Raw genomic sequence first — 15,296 nt, 5'->3', positions numbered from 1 at the left:
GTGCCGCCGCCACCGAAATCGAGCAGGCCGACCACGCCCGTCGCCGCCAGGCACAGCTCCGCGTTCGCCGCGGTCAGCGCCGCGATCGCGTCGGAAACCAGGCGGGGGGCCATGCCGCTTCGAACGAAGCCCAAATGCGTTCGTAGACCGTTGCGCAGCGCCTGCACCGTGCCGGGTTTCCAATATGCCGGGACGGCGATGGAGATCTCGGACGCGCCGGAGTCCGCGCCGGCGGCCGCCACCATGGCGTCCAGCGCCTCCACCATGAGGAGATCCGGGTCGTGAGCCGACCCGTCGGGCGACACCAGCGCAACGGAGTCGCCGACGCGCTCGACGAAGCCCCGCATGAGCACCCCGGGCTCGGACAGCGCCGGGTTCTCTTTGGGCAGGCCGATTTTCGGCGCGCAGTGCGGATACAGCGTCAGCACCGCACGGCGTGCAACCGGCGAACTTCCGTTTCGCGCAGCGACCAGGTTCGCGGTCCCGATCGACAACCCCACTGGGTCGTACATAGAGCGAGAACTTTCGTCTATAGAGGTCGGTGGCCAGCGTTAACCTTAGCCGCGCACGCGCTGTATTTCGCCCGGCCACAACCTCATTGGTATCCGGTCGATGCCGTGTCGTCACCGAAACGGTATCGACGACTCCCTTGACAGAGGGCGGGTGCTCAGATCACAGTGAGCGGCAGCGAACGCCTCGGCTCGAATTGGAATGTCGATCCGTGACTGACTTTGGCCACCTGCACCTCGGGCAGTTCCTTTGCCGCGGTGTCGGTTTCGACCAGCTCGGCGGCCCAATCGGTCTTGGTGCCGCTGACCCGTACCTCGAGGTGAGGGTCGACCGCGGTCGCGATCGCCTGCAGCGGCTGCACGGATTCCGGTGAGCACAGCGAAATCCAGGCGCCGTCGTCATGGGCCGGGGACTCGTGCACCAGCAGTCGGTTCTGCGCCGTTTCCGCGATGACGTAGCCCGCGGGGTTGAGCAGCGGGTGCAGCTCGAGCACCCGTCGAGTCCCCTCGATCCCCCCGGCCAGTTGCAGCGCGCGATGGATGCGCTCGGATGCGAGCCCGGCCAGGCCAGTCAGGCCGCGCGTGCACACGTCGACGGCCTGGGCGTCGTTGGCGGCGCGCGCCCGCACTGCGAGGGCGAACGACAGATACAGCAGGTGCATCTGCAGGCACACCTCGTCGGCCATGCGCACCAGCGCCGAGTGCGAGAACGCGGCGAAGTCGAAATCGGACAGCAACGGCCCGGAGTAGTCCGCCTGGCCCTCGTCGGAGCCGTCGATCGGCTCTAATTCCCAAGTGGCGGCGCGTTTTTGGCGGATGACGTCCAGCGCCGGGATGCTCTGCGCCTCGGGGTGGGACTGGTCGATGACGACGGTCCACGCGCAGTGCGGATGCCGGTCCGCCGGCACGCGTGGCGGCCGGTGGATGGGGCGCATCTGCGCGCGCGCGTTGGTCGCGACGGCGGTGGCGTCGAACGTCGGGTCCTCGATGGTGTGGCACATCCCGAAGACGTACTCGTCGCCCATCGGCTCCACGTCGAGCAGCGCGCCGCAGTGGTCGAGCTGGAACTCCCCGTGCCAACGGTCGTGAATGGTGTAGCGGAAGTCCATGAATTGCGGCGGGGCGCCGATGTCGAGCTGCAGGCCCTTGAAGATGGTGGGCACGTCGTCGCCCTCGTAGTTCAGCGCCCGCTGCATGCGCTTGGTGTAGATCGGGCTGGCGCCGGCCCACTCCTCGATGGCGATCTGCACCATCTCCTCGCGGCCGAACTCCGTGATGCACCACGCCATGCCGGAGCGGTCGATCATGTGACCGATCAGGAGCAGTTCGGGAACCAGGACCGACAGCTCCTGGCGGGACAACCGCGCGTATCGGGATCCGGTCACCGCCCAAAAATAGACGGCTTTATGTTATAAAGTCAACAATGCCTTCGTCCAGGTCCATCGCCCCCACCCGTCGCACCAGCGCGCCCCGCAAGCGCGGCGACGACACCCGCACCAAGATCATCGACGAGACGGTGCGCTGCATCATGGAGGAAGGGTTCGCCGCCGCGACCGCCAAGCACGTGGCCGAGCGCGCCGGCGTGACGTGGGGGGTCATCCAGTACCACTTCGGGGACCGCAACGGCCTGCTGATGGCCGTCGTCGACGACGGCGTGGCCAGGCTGGTCGACAGCCTGTCCTCGGCCGACGTCAGCGAGCTTCCGTTGCGCGAGCGCATCGAGGTCGTCATCGACACCGCGTGGAGCTGTTACAGCAGCCCGACGTCGATGGCCGCCTTCGAAATCCTGCGCGCCACCCGGGGCGGGTCCTCGCGACGGCACCTGATGGAGATGAACGCCGCGATCGGCCAGCTCGGCCGCCTGATCACCGACGACCCGGCCAATTCCGGTGTGGCCGAGGTCATTTGGGCCACCCTGCGGGGCGTGGTGCTGGCGCAGATGATCACCGGGACGGCCATCGATTGGAGCCTGGAACGACGCGCGTTGATCGAGATGGCCACCCGTGCGCTGGAATGACGGCGACGCGGGCCGCGCTGGTGCCGCGACACTTACACCACGCACACGACACGCCGCCGCAGCTCGCAGAGGATTAAGTCTCGACGAAAAACCAACCAAGCCGTCCGACCGCAGCCGGCCTATCACCGTGTGCTGCAATGTCGGGATGACCCCTCAAGACTTCACCGACATCGAAGCCATCAAGCAGGTGAAATACCGCTACCTGCGTGCGCTGGACACCAAGCATTGGGACGACTTTGCCGAGACGCTGGCCGAGGACATCACGGCCGACTACGGCCCGTCGATCGGCAACGAGCTGCACTTCACCAACCGTGCGGACCTGGTGGAGTACATGCGGACGTCGCTCCCCCTCAACGTCATCACCGAGCACCGGGTGACCCACCCCGACATCACCGTGGACGGCGACACCGCAACGGGCAGCTGGTATCTGCAGGACCGGGTCATCGTCGCCGACCTCAACTTCATGCTGATCGGCGCGGCCTTCTACCGCGACACCTACCGGCGCACCGAGGCCGGCTGGAAGATCAGCGGAACCGGCTACGACAGGACCTACGACGCCACAATGTCGTTGGCGGGCTTGGACTTCAAGATCAAGCCCGGCCGCGCGCTGGCTACTTCGTAATCGCGATCACCGCGCCCGGCTTCAACCAGCGGATGATCTGCACCAGCGTGGCGTCGTCGATCGCCACGCACCCCTCGGTGGGCCCGCCGTCGGTGGTGTGAAAGAAGAACGCGGCGCCGCCGCCGGGGGTTTTGTTCTTGTTGACGCCCATCACGACCGCGTGCTTGTACTGCGGGATCTGCAGGTTCTCGCTGTCGGCCGTGTTGAACGGGCACTGCGCCTTCTGACAGACCTGCATGCTGTTGAAGGTGGGGCTGTGGTCGTCGCCGCTCCACCAATGGTTCGGTCCCACCTGCGTATAGGGAAGTCCCCCACCGGGATTGGGCGCCGTGCCGAACGCGGAGTCGAGGGTGTACACGCCCATCGGGGTGGCCGGCACCCCACTGCGGGCCTGCGGCGCCATGCCGGCGGAGCCGACGTGGGTGGGTATGCCGGTCACCAGCGCCTGCCAGCCGCCGGTGGTGCGTTGGTAGATATCCATTTTCGCGTTCGACCCGCCGGTGCTGACGACCGAAACCACCTGCGTGGCATTGCCGACGGAGTTGGCGAACCAGGGAGTGGCCGCACCGCTCATCGGTGCCAGCACCAGCGCCGCGATCATCAGGCACACCGCAGCGCACAGCGAAGCGAGCAGTCGGCGCATGGATTCAATGGTCCGGCGACGCGATCCCTAGGGTCAAGTAAAGCTTTAGACCCGGTTGTGTCACTACGGTGTTACCAACCGGGCCGAAACACCCACAGGCACAAGAGGAAATAGAGGTATCCCAGCGACCAGCCGGCCAGCACGTCGGACGGGTAATGCACGTTCAGCGCGACCCGGGCGACCCCAACCAACAGCAGGCCCAGCGCCGCCAGCGCGATCAAGGCGCGGCCCGCACCGCGGCTGACCATCGGCAGCACGAAGGCCAGCAGGGCGAGCAGCGCCGACGTCGCCTCGAGCGCATGCCCCGAGGGGAACGACGACGACGCTGCCGGCACCAACATGGTCGACGGGCGCGGGCGGTTCACCAAAGCCTTGGCCGCCGCCGTCACCAGGCCGCTCAACGGCGCGCAGGCCAGCAGCACCAGCGCCGCCCGCACCTCGCGCCGCACCAACGCCGCGACCGCAGCCACAAAGCCCAGCACCCGCAGCGGGACCGGGCCCAGCGCGAACGACACCGCGACCCAAAAGCGCACCCACGCCGGGTGCTTGACCGCGATGCCGTGCGCGGCGTCGAGCATCGACCAATCGGCGCGAAGCAGCCAACCCCAGTGTTGGCAGTAGCCCACCCACATGACGGCGTAGACCAAAGCGGCCGCCACGGCGAGCCAAGCGGCCGGGGCGGTCCGGGGGCGGGTCATCAGTCAAGCGATACCAGGATGTCAAACTGACATTCATGGCGGTCTTCGTCCGCAGGTTGTTCGGGATCGGCAAGTTACCCGCCGATCTGCACGCCCAGGTCGAGGCGGAGGGCCTGGTCTACCTCGCCGATTACGTCGCGGTGACCCGGCGGTTCAGCGGAATCATCCCCGGCGTGCGGCTGCCGCACAGCGTCGCCAGTTACGTCGGCTCGCTGGCGTTCACCTCGGAGCGGGTGCTGGCGACGCTGTCCATGCTGCCGAAGCTGGCCGGGCCGACCGTCGACGCGCGCTGGGACGCGCCGCAGACCGGCGCGGCCAAGGTCGAGATCTCGTCAACCGGCGTGCAGGTCGACGTCGACGTCAGCGAGGTCGACGAGAACTTCAGCGGCCACTTGTCGCTGCACTACAAGGTGGCCCTGGCGGACGACGTGCTGGCCCGCCTGCCGCGGCGGTCGCTGGCCTTCGACATGCCGCCCGAGTACGTCTTCCGGGCGGTCGGCGTCACCTATAGTCCGTGAACGTCATCTTCGGCCAGGGCGGCTGGCGCAGCACCGCCAGGCTGCCGATCAGCGCCGCCAACAGGCCGGTGAGCACGCCGATCAGCGCGATCCGGTTGCCGTCGACGGCGGGCACCCAGGACGCCTTGCCGTGGTGCACGACGAACACGCCGAGCGGCTTGGCGACGGGGATCACGGTGGTCCCATCGGCGGTCTCGTAGGGCTCGCCGAAGCCGCGCCCTTCGGCGCCGTCGGCGGGCAACTGGTCCAGCACGTCGGAAAACTTCATGGACCACTACGCTAACCCGGTTTTCCCTACGATGGCTGGCGTGACCGACCAGGCGTTCAGCCCCGAGGAGCGGCGGGCCGTGTACCGGGTGATCTCCGAGCGGCGCGACATGCGCCGGTTCTCACCGGGCGCCGTGGTGGGCGAGGAGGTGCTGGGGCGGTTGCTGCAGGCTGCGCACGCCGCGCCCAGCGTCGGGCTGATGCAGCCGTGGCGGTTCATCCGCATCACCGACGACGCGCTGCGGCGCCGCATTCACGCCCTCGTCGACGAGGAACGCCCGCGCACCGCGGCGGCCCTCGGGGAGCGGTCCGAGGAGTTCCTGGCGCTGAAGGTCGAGGGCATCCTCGAGTGCGCCGAGCTCTTCGTGGTGGCGCTGGGCGACGACCGCGACCGGCACGTGTTCGGCCGCCGGACGCTGCCGCAGATGGACCTCGCGTCGGTGTCCTGCGCGATCCAGAACCTGTGGCTGGCGGCGCGCGCCGAAGGCCTTGGCGTGGGTTGGGTTTCCCTGTTCGACCCGCGACGGCTGGCCGAACTGCTGGCGATGCCCGACGACGCCGAGCCGGTGGCCATCCTGTGTGTGGGCCCGGTGCCTGAGTTCCCGGACCGGCCGGCGCTGGAGCTCGACGGCTGGGCCTACGGGCGGCCGCTGCCGGAGTTTGTCTCCGAGAACCGCTGGGAATCGCGCCGATCGTAACGCCCGGCGGCAACCAGGTGGCTGCGGTATCGTCGCCCGTCGAGGTGAGGCTATGACGGGCAAAGTCGCCACATGACAGCTAAAGAGAACGTGCTGATCGTGCACTGGCACGACCTGGGGCGATATCTCGGCGCCTACGGTCACCCGGATGTGTCCAGCCCGCGGCTGGACCGGCTCGCCGCCGAGGGCATCCTGTTCACCCGCGCCCACGCCACGGCGCCGCTGTGCTCGCCGTCCCGCGGGTCACTGTTCACCGGCCGCTACCCGCAAAGCAACGGCCTGGTCGGCCTGGCCCACCACGGCTGGGAATACCGCAGCGGCGTGCGCACCCTGCCACAGATATTGGCCGAGTCCGGTTGGTACTCGGCGCTTTTCGGCATGCAACACGAGACGTCCTACCCAAAACGCCTCGGCTTCGACGAGTTCGACGTGTCCAACTCCTATTGCGACTACGTGGTGGACCGCGCCCAGGAGTGGCTGGGAGACAGCGTCGAAAACCTCGGGGGCCAACCGTTCCTGTTGACCGCCGGGTTCTTCGAAACTCACCGGCCCTACCCGCGGGACCGCTACGAGCCGGCCGACGCCGCGGAGGTTGATACCCCGGACTTCCTCCCGGACACCCCCGAGGTCCGCGATGACCTCGCCGACTTCTACGGCGCGATCGCCGCCGCCGACGCCGCCGTCGGCCGGCTGCTGGACACGCTGACCGAAACGGGCCTGGACGCCAACACCTGGGTGGTGTTCTTCACCGATCACGGCGCCGCGTTCCCCCGGGCGAAATCAACGCTGTACGACGCCGGAACCGGCATCGGAATGATCGTCCGTCCTCCCACGAGCCGTGCCGCGGCGCCGCGCGTGTACGACGAGCTGTTCAGCGGCGTCGATTTCGTGCCGACGCTTCTAGAGCTGTTGGGCCTGCGCGTGCCGGCCGACGTCGAGGGTGTGTCACATGCCGGCGCGCTGCTCGCGCCGGAGCCGCAGGCCGAACCGGTTCGTGAGCAGGTGTTCTCGATGAAGACCTATCACGACTCCTTCGACCCGATTCGCGCCATCCGCACCAAGGAATACAGCTACATCGAGAACTACGCGGCCCGCCCGCTGCTCGACCTGCCGTTGGACATCCAGGACAGCCCGTCGGGACACGCGGTCGCGCCCTACATCGCCGGCCCGCGTCCCGAGCGCGAACTCTACGACCTGCGAACCGATCCCGCGGAGACGACCAACTTGCTGGCGACCGGCGACCCGGACGTCGACGCTGTGGCCGCGGATCTGGCTGTGCGCCTGCATGATTGGCGTCAGCGCACCGGCGACGTCATACCGTCGGAATTCGCCGGCGTGCGCATCGCGGTGCGCTACACCGAAACCTATCTCCGGATCCACCACATGAAGCCCACCAGCCGGTCGGCGATCGCCGTCGACCGCGGCATCGAGGAGTAGTCGGGGCCTACCCGGAGCGCTGGCCGCCGCCGACCTCGGCGACGATGAACACCCGCCGGAACGGGAAGATCGTCGTGCCGTCGGCCCGCGGCGGGTACGCGTCGTCCAGCAGCGGGATGAGCTCCCGGCGGAACTGTTCCCAGCCCTCGTCGTCGAGCCGCTCCCGCACTGGGACCAGCGCCGTTCCGGTGATCCATTCCAGCACCGGATTCTCACCCGTCAGCTGGTGCAGGTAGGTGGTCTCCCAGACGTCGACCTTGCATCCGGCGTCCAGCAGCAGATTGGTGTAGGTCATCGGCGGCTGGACCACCGCGCCAACGCGAAACGGGATGTCGCGCATGAGTTTTGCGTAGGGCTCGCGGCGGGCCAGCGCCCGCACCGTGGCGTGCGAGGGGGTTTCGAAGTTGCCCGGGATCTGGACGCCGATCCACGAGCCCGGCGCCAGCTCGCCGGCCCACCGCACCAGCAGATCCGTGTGCTCGGGCACCCAGTGCAGCGCCGCGTTGCACACCACCACGTCGGTGTCGGGCTTGGGCTTCCAGTCCCGCAAGTCGCCGACGACGGCGTCGATCCCGCGTTCCTTGGCTGCGGCGACCATCTCCGGCGAGCTGTCCATCGCCTCGATCGTCGCCTCTGGCCAGCGCCGCGCCAGGTACTTCGTCAGGTGACCCGGGCCACAGCCCAGGTCGACAACCCGGCGCGCCTGCTTGGCGCCCACCCGCGACAGCAGGTCGTAGAACGGGCGGCTGCGATGGTCAGCAAAGGCCAGGTAGACGTCGGGATCCCACATGTCGGTCCTCCTGATCAACACCATCACGGCTCGAGCTGACAGGTAAACCGTATTACCGCATGCCGCCGCGGCCGCGACCGAGTGGGCGATAGCATCGCGTCTGTGACACCGACCGACCCGGATCCGGTCACTCCCCCGGTTCCGGTACCGGATGTTCCCGGGGCCGACGTGCCCGCGGGCGCCGCGGGATTGCCACCGCGCTCCGCATTGTCGCCCCGTCAGCGAATGGTCGTCGAGGCGGCCGCCGTCTCCGACCTCGCGCTGCGCACCGCGGTCGCATCGGTGCTGACCACCACCGTCACGCCGGCGGTGCTCGCCAGCTCGGCGCGCTCCGGCAGCGAACGCGACAGCCTGCGCTTCTACGCCGAGCTCGCCGCCGAGCACGATCCGGCGAAGTCGTTTCCGGTGCCCACCGAGCTGCCGCGGGTGTCGTCGCGGCCGGCGAACCGGCTCGCGGAGTGGATCGCGCACGGGACCGTCGAGAACATCTCGTTCCCCAGCAGCTTCCGGGCGATCAACCCGGATATGCGCACGCGCTGGAGTGCGTTTGGATCGAACAACGTCGTGCATGCGCAGCACTGGCGACATGCCGACGGGCCGCATCCGACGCTGTGCGTCATACACGGTTTCATGGGGTCGTCGTACCTGGCCAACGGCCGGTTCTTCACGCTGCCGTGGTATTACCGCTCCGGCTACGACGTCCTGATGTACACCTTGCCGTTCCACGGCCCGCGCGCCGAAAGGTGTTCGCCGTTCAGCGGTTTCGGCTATTTCGCGGGCGGGCTCTGCGGTTTCGCCGAGGCGATGGCCCAGGCCGTGCACGACTTTCGGTCCATCATCGACTACCTGCGACACACCGGCGTCGAGCGCATCGCGCTGACCGGCATATCGCTCGGCGGCTACACGGCCGCGTTGGTGGCGTCGGTGGACGACCGGCTCGAGGCGGTGATCCCCAACTGCCCCGTCGTGACGCCGGCGACGATGTTCGACGAATGGTTTCCCGCCAACAAGCTGATGGGCCTGGGGCTGCGGATGTCGAAGATCAGCCGTGACGAGTTGATCGCCGGGCTGTCCTATCACTCGCCGCTCAATTATCGGCCGCTGATCGACAAGGAGCGGCGGATGATCATCACCGGCCTGGGCGACCGGATGGCGCCGCCGGATCAGGCCGTCGCGCTGTGGGAGCACTGGAATCGCTGTGCGCTGCACTGGTTTCCCGGCAGCCACGTCCTGCACGTCAGCCAGCTGGACTACCTGCGCCGGATGACCCACTTCCTGCGCGGGGTCATGTTCTGACGGTATCGGTCAGCGGCGCCCGGTGCGCGCCGGCCTCCGGGGTGGGGTAGACCAGTTCGGCCAGCAGGCCCGCGGGTTCCTCGGTGTGTCCGTCGAGCCGTCGCGTCGACAGCAGCTCCAGCGTTGCCAGCGCCGGGAGGTGATCCCCGCGTTGCGGGATCAGCCCGGCCAGCGGGGCCGCGGCCGTGTCGGTCACGAACGCGCACGCGGCCGCGACGGTGTGGTCGGTAGCGTCGCCGGCGATCTCCAGCGCCGTCCAGGTCTCTCGCGACGGGTGCGTCCGGATCGCCTCCAGCGTTTCGGGCAACCCGCCGTCGACGCGGACCCGATACGCCGCAACGAAATCCGAGGCGCCGCGCTGGACTCCCCGCCAGGTCTCGCGCGCATTCGGCGCCAGCACCCGCGGGGCGTCGTCGGGCGCGACGATGGAGGCTTCCCAGCCGATCTCGCGGAGATGGTCGGCCAGTCGCCGGGCGGCCACCTGGGCCGTCTCGTGCAGCGGGATCCGCGACGACCGTGCCTGCAGCGCCGCCAGGTTGTCGGCCGCCGAGATCGTGATCGCGATCCAGGTTTCCAGCGTCGAGGTGTCGGATGCGTTGCCGCGGTTGGTGATTCGGATCTTGTCGGCCCGGATGCCATAGCGGTCCAGATACCGGGCGAGCAGCGGCAACGGCAACACGTCGGAGTCGCCGACGGGCGGCCCGAGCCGCAGCAGGGCGGTCGTCGTTGTGGCAGAACCGGATTCGGGCACGGTCCCGCCGTTGCGGCGGATGATCGCAATCCGGCGGCGCAGGATCGTGGTGAAGTGCAATCCGCGCCACCAGCCGAACAGCACGATCACCACGGCGGCGGCGATGCCGAGGACCCAGTAGTCGCGCGGCGATCGCCACGGGTACGCCAGCACCGCGGGCACCACGGCCAGCAGCGCCAGCGTGATCCGGCCGGCGCCGGGGGTCGGTATCGAACGGCTCACGGGGTGCTCTCCTTCTTACGGACGATCGCGGCGATCGCGGCGACGGCCGCGACCAGCAAAGCCAGCACGGCGCTTCCGACGAACGCCACGGTCCGCGGGGTGGTGTTCTCCGGCGCCGGTGCCGGCGGGGCGGCGACCGGTTTCGCGGCCGCCGCACCGGGTTGGTTGGCGGCGGGCAGGTCCCACGTCAGCGCGGCCACTGGATCCACGCTGCCGGCGCCGACGACGTTGGAGGGCGCCCGTGCACCGTTGTGCGCGGTCGCCGTGATGCGCCGCACCACCTGCGTCGCGCTGAGTTGGGGATACTTGCTGCGCACCAACGCCGCGACGCCCGACACATAGCCCGCCGCGTAGCTGGTGCCGCTCAGGGCCACCAGCTGCTGGTGGTCGTCGGGCAGGCCGTTAGCCAGGCCCCCGCCGTCGCGGTTGCTCACCGACACGATGTTTTCGCCGGGCGCCGCGATGCCCACCCACGGGCCGGCCATGGTGAACTTCGACGGCTGTGCGTCCGGGGTCAGCGACGCCGCGGACAGCACGTAGGGCTGCCACCACGACGGCACCGAGACCGACTTGACGCCGGCCCAGTTTCGGGGGTCATCCGGGCGGCCGGGGTCGGTGAGCGGGTTGGAGTCACAAGACATCCCGCCGCCGACCGATCCGGTCGCCCCGGTGTTGCCGGCGGCGGCCACGATCACCGCGTCCTTGTCCACCGCCGCGTACCGGATAGCCGCGCCCAGCGCGGCCTGGTCGACGGGGCGGTCGGCGGGAAGGCAGGTGATCGCGGAGATGTTGATCACCCGGGCGCCGAGGTCGGCCGCGTGCACGATGGCCCGCGCCAGGGTCGCGATGTCGAGCGACGCCCGCGCCAGCATCGGATCGCCGCCCGGCGTGCGCGGCGAGAACTTTGCCGACGTCATCCTGATCGAGAGCACCCGCGCCGCGGGCGCCACGCCGGAGAACCCGTCGTCACCGGGTTGGCCGGCGATGATTCCCGCGACCAGCGTGCCGTGCCCGTCGCAGTCGGTCAGGCCGTCGGTCGTCTCGACGTAGTCGCCGCCGGGCTCGACGTTCGGCAGGCGCGGGCCCGGACGCACCCCGGTGTCGATGACCGCCACCAGTTGGCCGTCGCCACGGGAAAACCTCCATGCCGCAGGCAGATTCAGCAGCGCCTGGCTGGGCGTCGTCACCGCCGGATCGCTGCCGGGAATGTCACCGGAGATCCCGCACGGGCCGCGCTGCTCCATCGGCTGCCCGGGACCCGGGGTCCCATTGGGCGGTGCCACACCCGGGTCGACCGTCGGCTGATCGATCGCCAGCGCCGGCGGGCACGCCCACATCACAGCGGCCAAAACGGCTGTGACGCAAGCGAGTCCGGAACTTCTCATCGATTGAGAACCCACGCGAACAGGCCGACCAGGTACGCGAGGACCGGGATCAGCGACGCGTCGAGCCCGGCCGCGAGGAAACCCAGCAGCCGGCGCAGCGGCAGCGAATAGCTCTCCGGCGAGGCGATGCGCGGGTTCAATGCCACCACCACCCACGCCAATGCCAGCGCGACCAGCACCAGCGCCGCCACCAGCGCCGCGGCGTAACGCCCCGTCGCGGTGTAGAGCACCAGCAGCACGCCGGCCGCAAGGTAAGGCTGGGCGAGCAGCCAGGCCTTGCAGGCGGCCGAATCCCAGACCCGGGCGCGCAGCACGGACGTGGCGGCGGTCGCTCCGACCGCATACCAGCCCAAGCCCCCCAACGACTCCGGCCGCAGCGCGATGGCGACCGAACCCAGGACACTGAGCAACACCGCGGCGGCGATGAAGCCGTTCTGGTGCGCGTCACCGATCCGCACCCGCCGCGGCAGGTCCTCGAGCACGCGCAGCGACGGCGCCGACGGAGTGGGGTCGCCGGGCGCCGGAATGACCGGCAGCGGGAAGCGAGCCCACAGGGCGGACAGCTGAGCGGCCTCGATGGTGACCAGCAGGGCCGCCACGATCAGGCCGCTGCCGATGGTCAATATCGGGAAATGCCAGAGCGATTCGGCGCCGGCGGCCAGCAGCACGGCGGCCCCCACCACCGCGGTCGCGGTGAAGAAACCAACGGTGCGCTCGCGCTCCGGACCGGGGACCAACAGCGCGATCAGCGACCACGCCGTGACGCCGGCGGCGGCAAGCATCAGTTGCGACGGCCCGAACTTGCCGGGCACCGCCAACGCCAGGGCCGCGGCGATGGGCACCAGGGCCGCGACCGACAGCGCCAATCCGGTGCGCGCGGAACGTGTGGTGATCAGCAGGCCCGCGACCGCGGTGAGCGCGGCGATCACGCTGACCGCGACCAGTCCGGACAGCGCGCCGGTGGCCACCCGGTAGGTGACGCCCAGGCCGGTCGCCAGGAAGGCCACGGCGATCGTCGCGGCCAGCGCGCCGCGCTGGATATGCGTTGTGCCCCAGGGCTTCAGGCGCGAGGTCGAGAAGATCATTGCGGCGTCGGCGATGTCCTCGACGATGCCCGGCGCCGCCGGGCCCGCGGGCACCGGCTGCAGCGCGAGCAGGTCACCGTCCACCACGCCAACGGTGTCCAGGCTGGCGTCGAGGCTGAACGGCGCCCCGCCGATCGGCGCCAGGCTCAGGTGGGCCGCCGCGAGGGCGTCCAAGCCGTCCTCCGCGTCGCCGTTCGACGCGGCCGGAGCCGCCAAACGCTTGACCGCGGGCAGGATTTCGCGCAGCGGCAACTCGGTGGGCAGGGCCATCTCCGTCAGCCGGCTCTCCGCGAGGATCGCGACGCGGACGATCGGCATCACGGTGCCGGACGTCACTTGGCGGCCCTCAAAAGACGCTGCGGCCATTCCTGCGACATGGTTCTCTCTTCTCTATCTCGTTGCTGGTTGGTGTTCGGCGGAAAAATCTCGGGACAGCCGCCGGCCGGGGAACCACTGGCCCTCCGGCAGCAGGGCGGTCAGGTGTTCGATCGCGACGGCGATCGCGAACGGGTTGCCGGGTGCGAAGGTCGAGACCCATTCGCCGTCGAACGCTCGGGAGGGGCTGACCAGCACGCGACCCGCGGCGGTGTCGACGATGCTCATGCCTACTTCGGTGGTGGCGTGCCGCCCGTCGCGGCGGCAACCGGCGACGACCTCGACGTAGCTGCGCGGCCCGGAGAAGACCGCCTCCACCACCGGCCGCGCCGAGACCGAAATCCCCAGGTATTCAACGACTTCGGACAGCGAGGCGCCGGACCGCAGCCGCTCGTCGGCCCGGGCCCCCACGCGCATCGGCATGCTGAACTCGTCGAACCGCGCCGGCGGCCGCTGGGCGAGCCCGACGCCGAGGACTGGGACCAGCCCCCGCGCGTCGTCGATGTCCATCGCGGTGAACGTGACCAGCTGCGCGCTGCGCAACGCGACGACCGTCTTCGCCGTTGTGCCGCTGCGCTGCGCGACGACGCCGCGCAGCAGCTCACCCGAGCCAGAGGCGTTTGCGGGTCCCACGTAGCGCAGGTCGAGCCACCGGTCCGGGAAGCAGACGGCCTTGATCCAGCCGGCGACGGCCGGATTGACGACGCCGTCGTGCGTCACCAGACCCATACCGGTCAGCTCGGCACGCTGCCGCTCGAAAAACTCGGCGCGTTCCGCGGTGTCGCGGTACGGCGTGGTGATCGCCAGCACCCATGGGAAGGTGCCCGCCCCAATGGTTTCCGCGATAAACCACGCGTGGTCGACCGTCAGCTCGACGGCATTCGGCGCTGCGTCCATTTACGTCATCGTGCCCGGGTTAGCCGCCCCACTTGGCGGCCTCGGCCGTGTCGCGGGCGTACATGGCCAGGGTGTTGGCCTCGTGGGTGCTGGCCATCGACTGGTAGGCGCGCACCAACGATTCCATGGCCTGGTTCCACTGGGCCTGCCACACCTGGTAGGTCATGCCGGTGTCGCCCTGCCAGGCGTTGGACAGCGCGGCCTGCTCGCTGGCGATGTCGGCGCCCAGGCCCTGCAGCGTGCCGGCGTAGCCCGCCATATCCCCGGCGTGGCTCAGCATCGCCGGGTAGTTGTACATGATCTGTGACATCACAAGTCCTTTCGCGGTCTTAGCTTCGGTCAGATCTCTGATCAGATGGAGGTGTAGCCGGAAGCGGCGGCGGCGTCGGCGGCCACATAGGTGCCCGCGGCGTCGCCGAGGTTGGCCTGCGCGATGTCCAACAGGGTGTTCACCCGCGCCGCGGCCTCCACGAACCGGGCGTGCGCGGCCTGGAACGCCGCCGATGACTCGCCCTGGTGGAACGCCTGCGCCGACACCGCCTCCTGCTCGGCCTGGCTGATGGTGCTGCGCATCAGCGCCGCCTTGGCGGAAAACGCCGACTGCGAGGCCACCAACTGCGGAATGTGAGCGTCCAGCATGCTCATGGTGATTGGTTTCCTTTCACTCTCTTCGGATTTCGGTTGCTCACTGTCTCGTTACGAACCGTCGTCTCCCCCTCTCCCCGACTCACCCGGGCCCTGCTGGTCCCAGGTGCCGGGCACCATCGGCACCCGCGGCCCGCCGCCAAATTCGTCGTTGGCCAGCTTGGTCAACCCGGCCGCCCCCGCGGCCTGGCCTTTGTGCGCGGTGCCCGCGAATCCCAGCCTCCCGGCGCCGCTCCCGGACGCCACCGCCGACACCAGCTCTTCAGCCGCGTACTCGGGCGGGATGCCGATGTCGGAGTCCATGTCCAGGAACTCGTCGCCGTATTCGCGCATCGCCGCCCGCCGGCGCCGGCGCGCCCGCGCCTCCGCCCGGAGGGGGGCCGCCGCGCCGGCCGCGGGTTGTGGTTGTCGCCTGCCGCGACGAGGCCGGTCGGGCTGGCG

16 protein-coding genes and 3 pseudogenes are annotated in these 15,296 nt (G+C 69.5%); 6 read left to right on the top strand and 13 right to left on the bottom strand.

The genetic code is table 11. From position 1 onward, the window contains the following. Positions 1 to 512: pseudogene (locus tag A5706_RS27115) on the bottom strand (hypothetical protein); the annotation flags it as partial. 155 nt (positions 513 to 667) lie between these two features. Next, positions 668 to 1,894 carry a hypothetical protein gene (locus tag A5706_RS27110; RefSeq protein WP_068138051.1) on the bottom strand — a complete coding sequence of 409 codons (1,227 nt, stop codon included), beginning with the start codon at positions 1,892 to 1,894 and terminating at the stop codon, positions 668 to 670. Positions 1,895 to 1,932: 38 nt separating this feature from the next. Between A5706_RS27110 and A5706_RS27105 the strand changes: the two genes are divergently transcribed. Next, positions 1,933 to 2,526 carry a TetR/AcrR family transcriptional regulator gene (locus A5706_RS27105; protein WP_068138049.1) on the top strand — a complete coding sequence of 198 codons (594 nt, stop codon included), beginning with the start codon at positions 1,933 to 1,935 and terminating at the stop codon, positions 2,524 to 2,526. Positions 2,527 to 2,653: 127 nt separating this feature from the next. After that, positions 2,654 to 3,148: a nuclear transport factor 2 family protein gene (locus A5706_RS27100; protein WP_068138046.1), complete on the top strand. Its 495-nt coding sequence runs from the start codon at positions 2,654 to 2,656 to the stop codon at positions 3,146 to 3,148. On the opposite strand, the gene A5706_RS27095 is transcribed toward A5706_RS27100, so the two are convergent. Then, positions 3,138 to 3,791: a L,D-transpeptidase gene (locus A5706_RS27095; protein WP_068138043.1), complete on the bottom strand. Its 654-nt coding sequence runs from the start codon at positions 3,789 to 3,791 to the stop codon at positions 3,138 to 3,140. The genes A5706_RS27100 and A5706_RS27095 overlap by 11 nt on opposite strands. A gap of 71 nt (positions 3,792 to 3,862) precedes the next feature. Then, entirely contained in the window at positions 3,863 to 4,489 is a 627-nt protein-coding gene (locus A5706_RS27090) for a phosphatase PAP2 family protein (RefSeq protein WP_068138040.1), read from the bottom strand. A 35-nt stretch (positions 4,490 to 4,524) separates the two neighbouring features. Between A5706_RS27090 and A5706_RS27085 the strand changes: the two genes are divergently transcribed. Then, positions 4,525 to 5,007, top strand: coding sequence for a hypothetical protein (locus A5706_RS27085; protein ID WP_068138037.1), 483 nt, complete (start codon positions 4,525 to 4,527; stop codon positions 5,005 to 5,007). On the opposite strand, the gene A5706_RS27080 is transcribed toward A5706_RS27085, so the two are convergent. Further along, positions 4,991 to 5,275: a hypothetical protein gene (locus tag A5706_RS27080; protein WP_068138034.1), complete on the bottom strand. Its 285-nt coding sequence runs from the start codon at positions 5,273 to 5,275 to the stop codon at positions 4,991 to 4,993. The two genes, A5706_RS27085 and A5706_RS27080, sit on opposite strands and share 17 nt — an antisense overlap. A gap of 31 nt (positions 5,276 to 5,306) precedes the next feature. Here A5706_RS27080 and bluB point away from each other — a divergent pair, with 31 nt between their 5' ends. Then, positions 5,307 to 5,972: a 5,6-dimethylbenzimidazole synthase gene (gene bluB, locus A5706_RS27075; RefSeq protein WP_068138067.1), complete on the top strand. Its 666-nt coding sequence runs from the start codon at positions 5,307 to 5,309 to the stop codon at positions 5,970 to 5,972. A 72-nt stretch (positions 5,973 to 6,044) separates the two neighbouring features. Then, on the top strand, positions 6,045 to 7,409 hold the full coding sequence (locus A5706_RS27070) for a sulfatase (protein WP_068138031.1): 1,365 nt from the start codon (positions 6,045 to 6,047) through the stop codon (positions 7,407 to 7,409). A gap of 7 nt (positions 7,410 to 7,416) precedes the next feature. On the opposite strand, the gene A5706_RS27065 is transcribed toward A5706_RS27070, so the two are convergent. After that, positions 7,417 to 8,199 carry a trans-aconitate 2-methyltransferase gene (locus tag A5706_RS27065; RefSeq protein ID WP_068138062.1) on the bottom strand — a complete coding sequence of 261 codons (783 nt, stop codon included), beginning with the start codon at positions 8,197 to 8,199 and terminating at the stop codon, positions 7,417 to 7,419. 102 nt (positions 8,200 to 8,301) lie between these two features. Between A5706_RS27065 and A5706_RS27060 the strand changes: the two genes are divergently transcribed. After that, positions 8,302 to 9,495, top strand: a complete 1,194-nt coding sequence (locus A5706_RS27060) for a S9 family peptidase (protein ID WP_231985432.1) — start codon at positions 8,302 to 8,304, stop codon at positions 9,493 to 9,495. Here the strand turns inward: A5706_RS27060 and eccE are convergent. The 7 genes and pseudogenes from eccE to A5706_RS27025 all read right to left on the bottom strand — a co-directional run. Beyond that, positions 9,485 to 10,468, bottom strand: a complete 984-nt coding sequence (gene eccE, locus A5706_RS27055) for a type VII secretion protein EccE (protein WP_082964678.1) — start codon at positions 10,466 to 10,468, stop codon at positions 9,485 to 9,487. The genes A5706_RS27060 and eccE overlap by 11 nt on opposite strands. After that, positions 10,464 to 11,853 (bottom strand): annotated as a pseudogene (gene mycP / locus A5706_RS27050) (type VII secretion-associated serine protease mycosin); the annotation flags it as partial. The gene eccE and the pseudogene mycP, both read right to left, overlap by 5 nt. Next, the gene (gene eccD / locus A5706_RS27045) at positions 11,850 to 13,304 is read right to left on the bottom strand and encodes a type VII secretion integral membrane protein EccD (RefSeq protein ID WP_156767364.1); all 1,455 of its coding nucleotides are present in this window, start codon (positions 13,302 to 13,304) and stop codon (positions 11,850 to 11,852) included. The gene eccD and the pseudogene mycP, both read right to left, overlap by 4 nt. A 24-nt stretch (positions 13,305 to 13,328) precedes the next feature. Next, entirely contained in the window at positions 13,329 to 14,210 is an 882-nt protein-coding gene (locus tag A5706_RS27040) for an ESX secretion-associated protein EspG (protein ID WP_068138023.1), read from the bottom strand. 19 nt (positions 14,211 to 14,229) lie between these two features. Then, complete coding sequence (locus A5706_RS27035; protein ID WP_068138018.1) at positions 14,230 to 14,520, bottom strand: WXG100 family type VII secretion target; 291 nt, start codon at positions 14,518 to 14,520, stop codon at positions 14,230 to 14,232. Between the two features lie 41 nt (positions 14,521 to 14,561). Continuing rightward, positions 14,562 to 14,855, bottom strand: a complete 294-nt coding sequence (esxG, locus tag A5706_RS27030; RefSeq protein ID WP_067158324.1) for a type VII secretion system protein EsxG — start codon at positions 14,853 to 14,855, stop codon at positions 14,562 to 14,564. 51 nt (positions 14,856 to 14,906) lie between these two features. Beyond that, a pseudogene (locus tag A5706_RS27025) lies at positions 14,907 to 15,296 on the bottom strand (PPE family protein); the annotation flags it as partial.

Origin of the sequence: Mycobacterium sp. E796, assembly GCF_001672815.1 — a bacterium.
Lineage (GTDB): Bacteria > Actinomycetota > Actinomycetes > Mycobacteriales > Mycobacteriaceae > Mycobacterium.
Note: the sequence above shows the minus strand (reverse complement) of the source record. Positions and strands in the feature narration are given on the sequence as shown.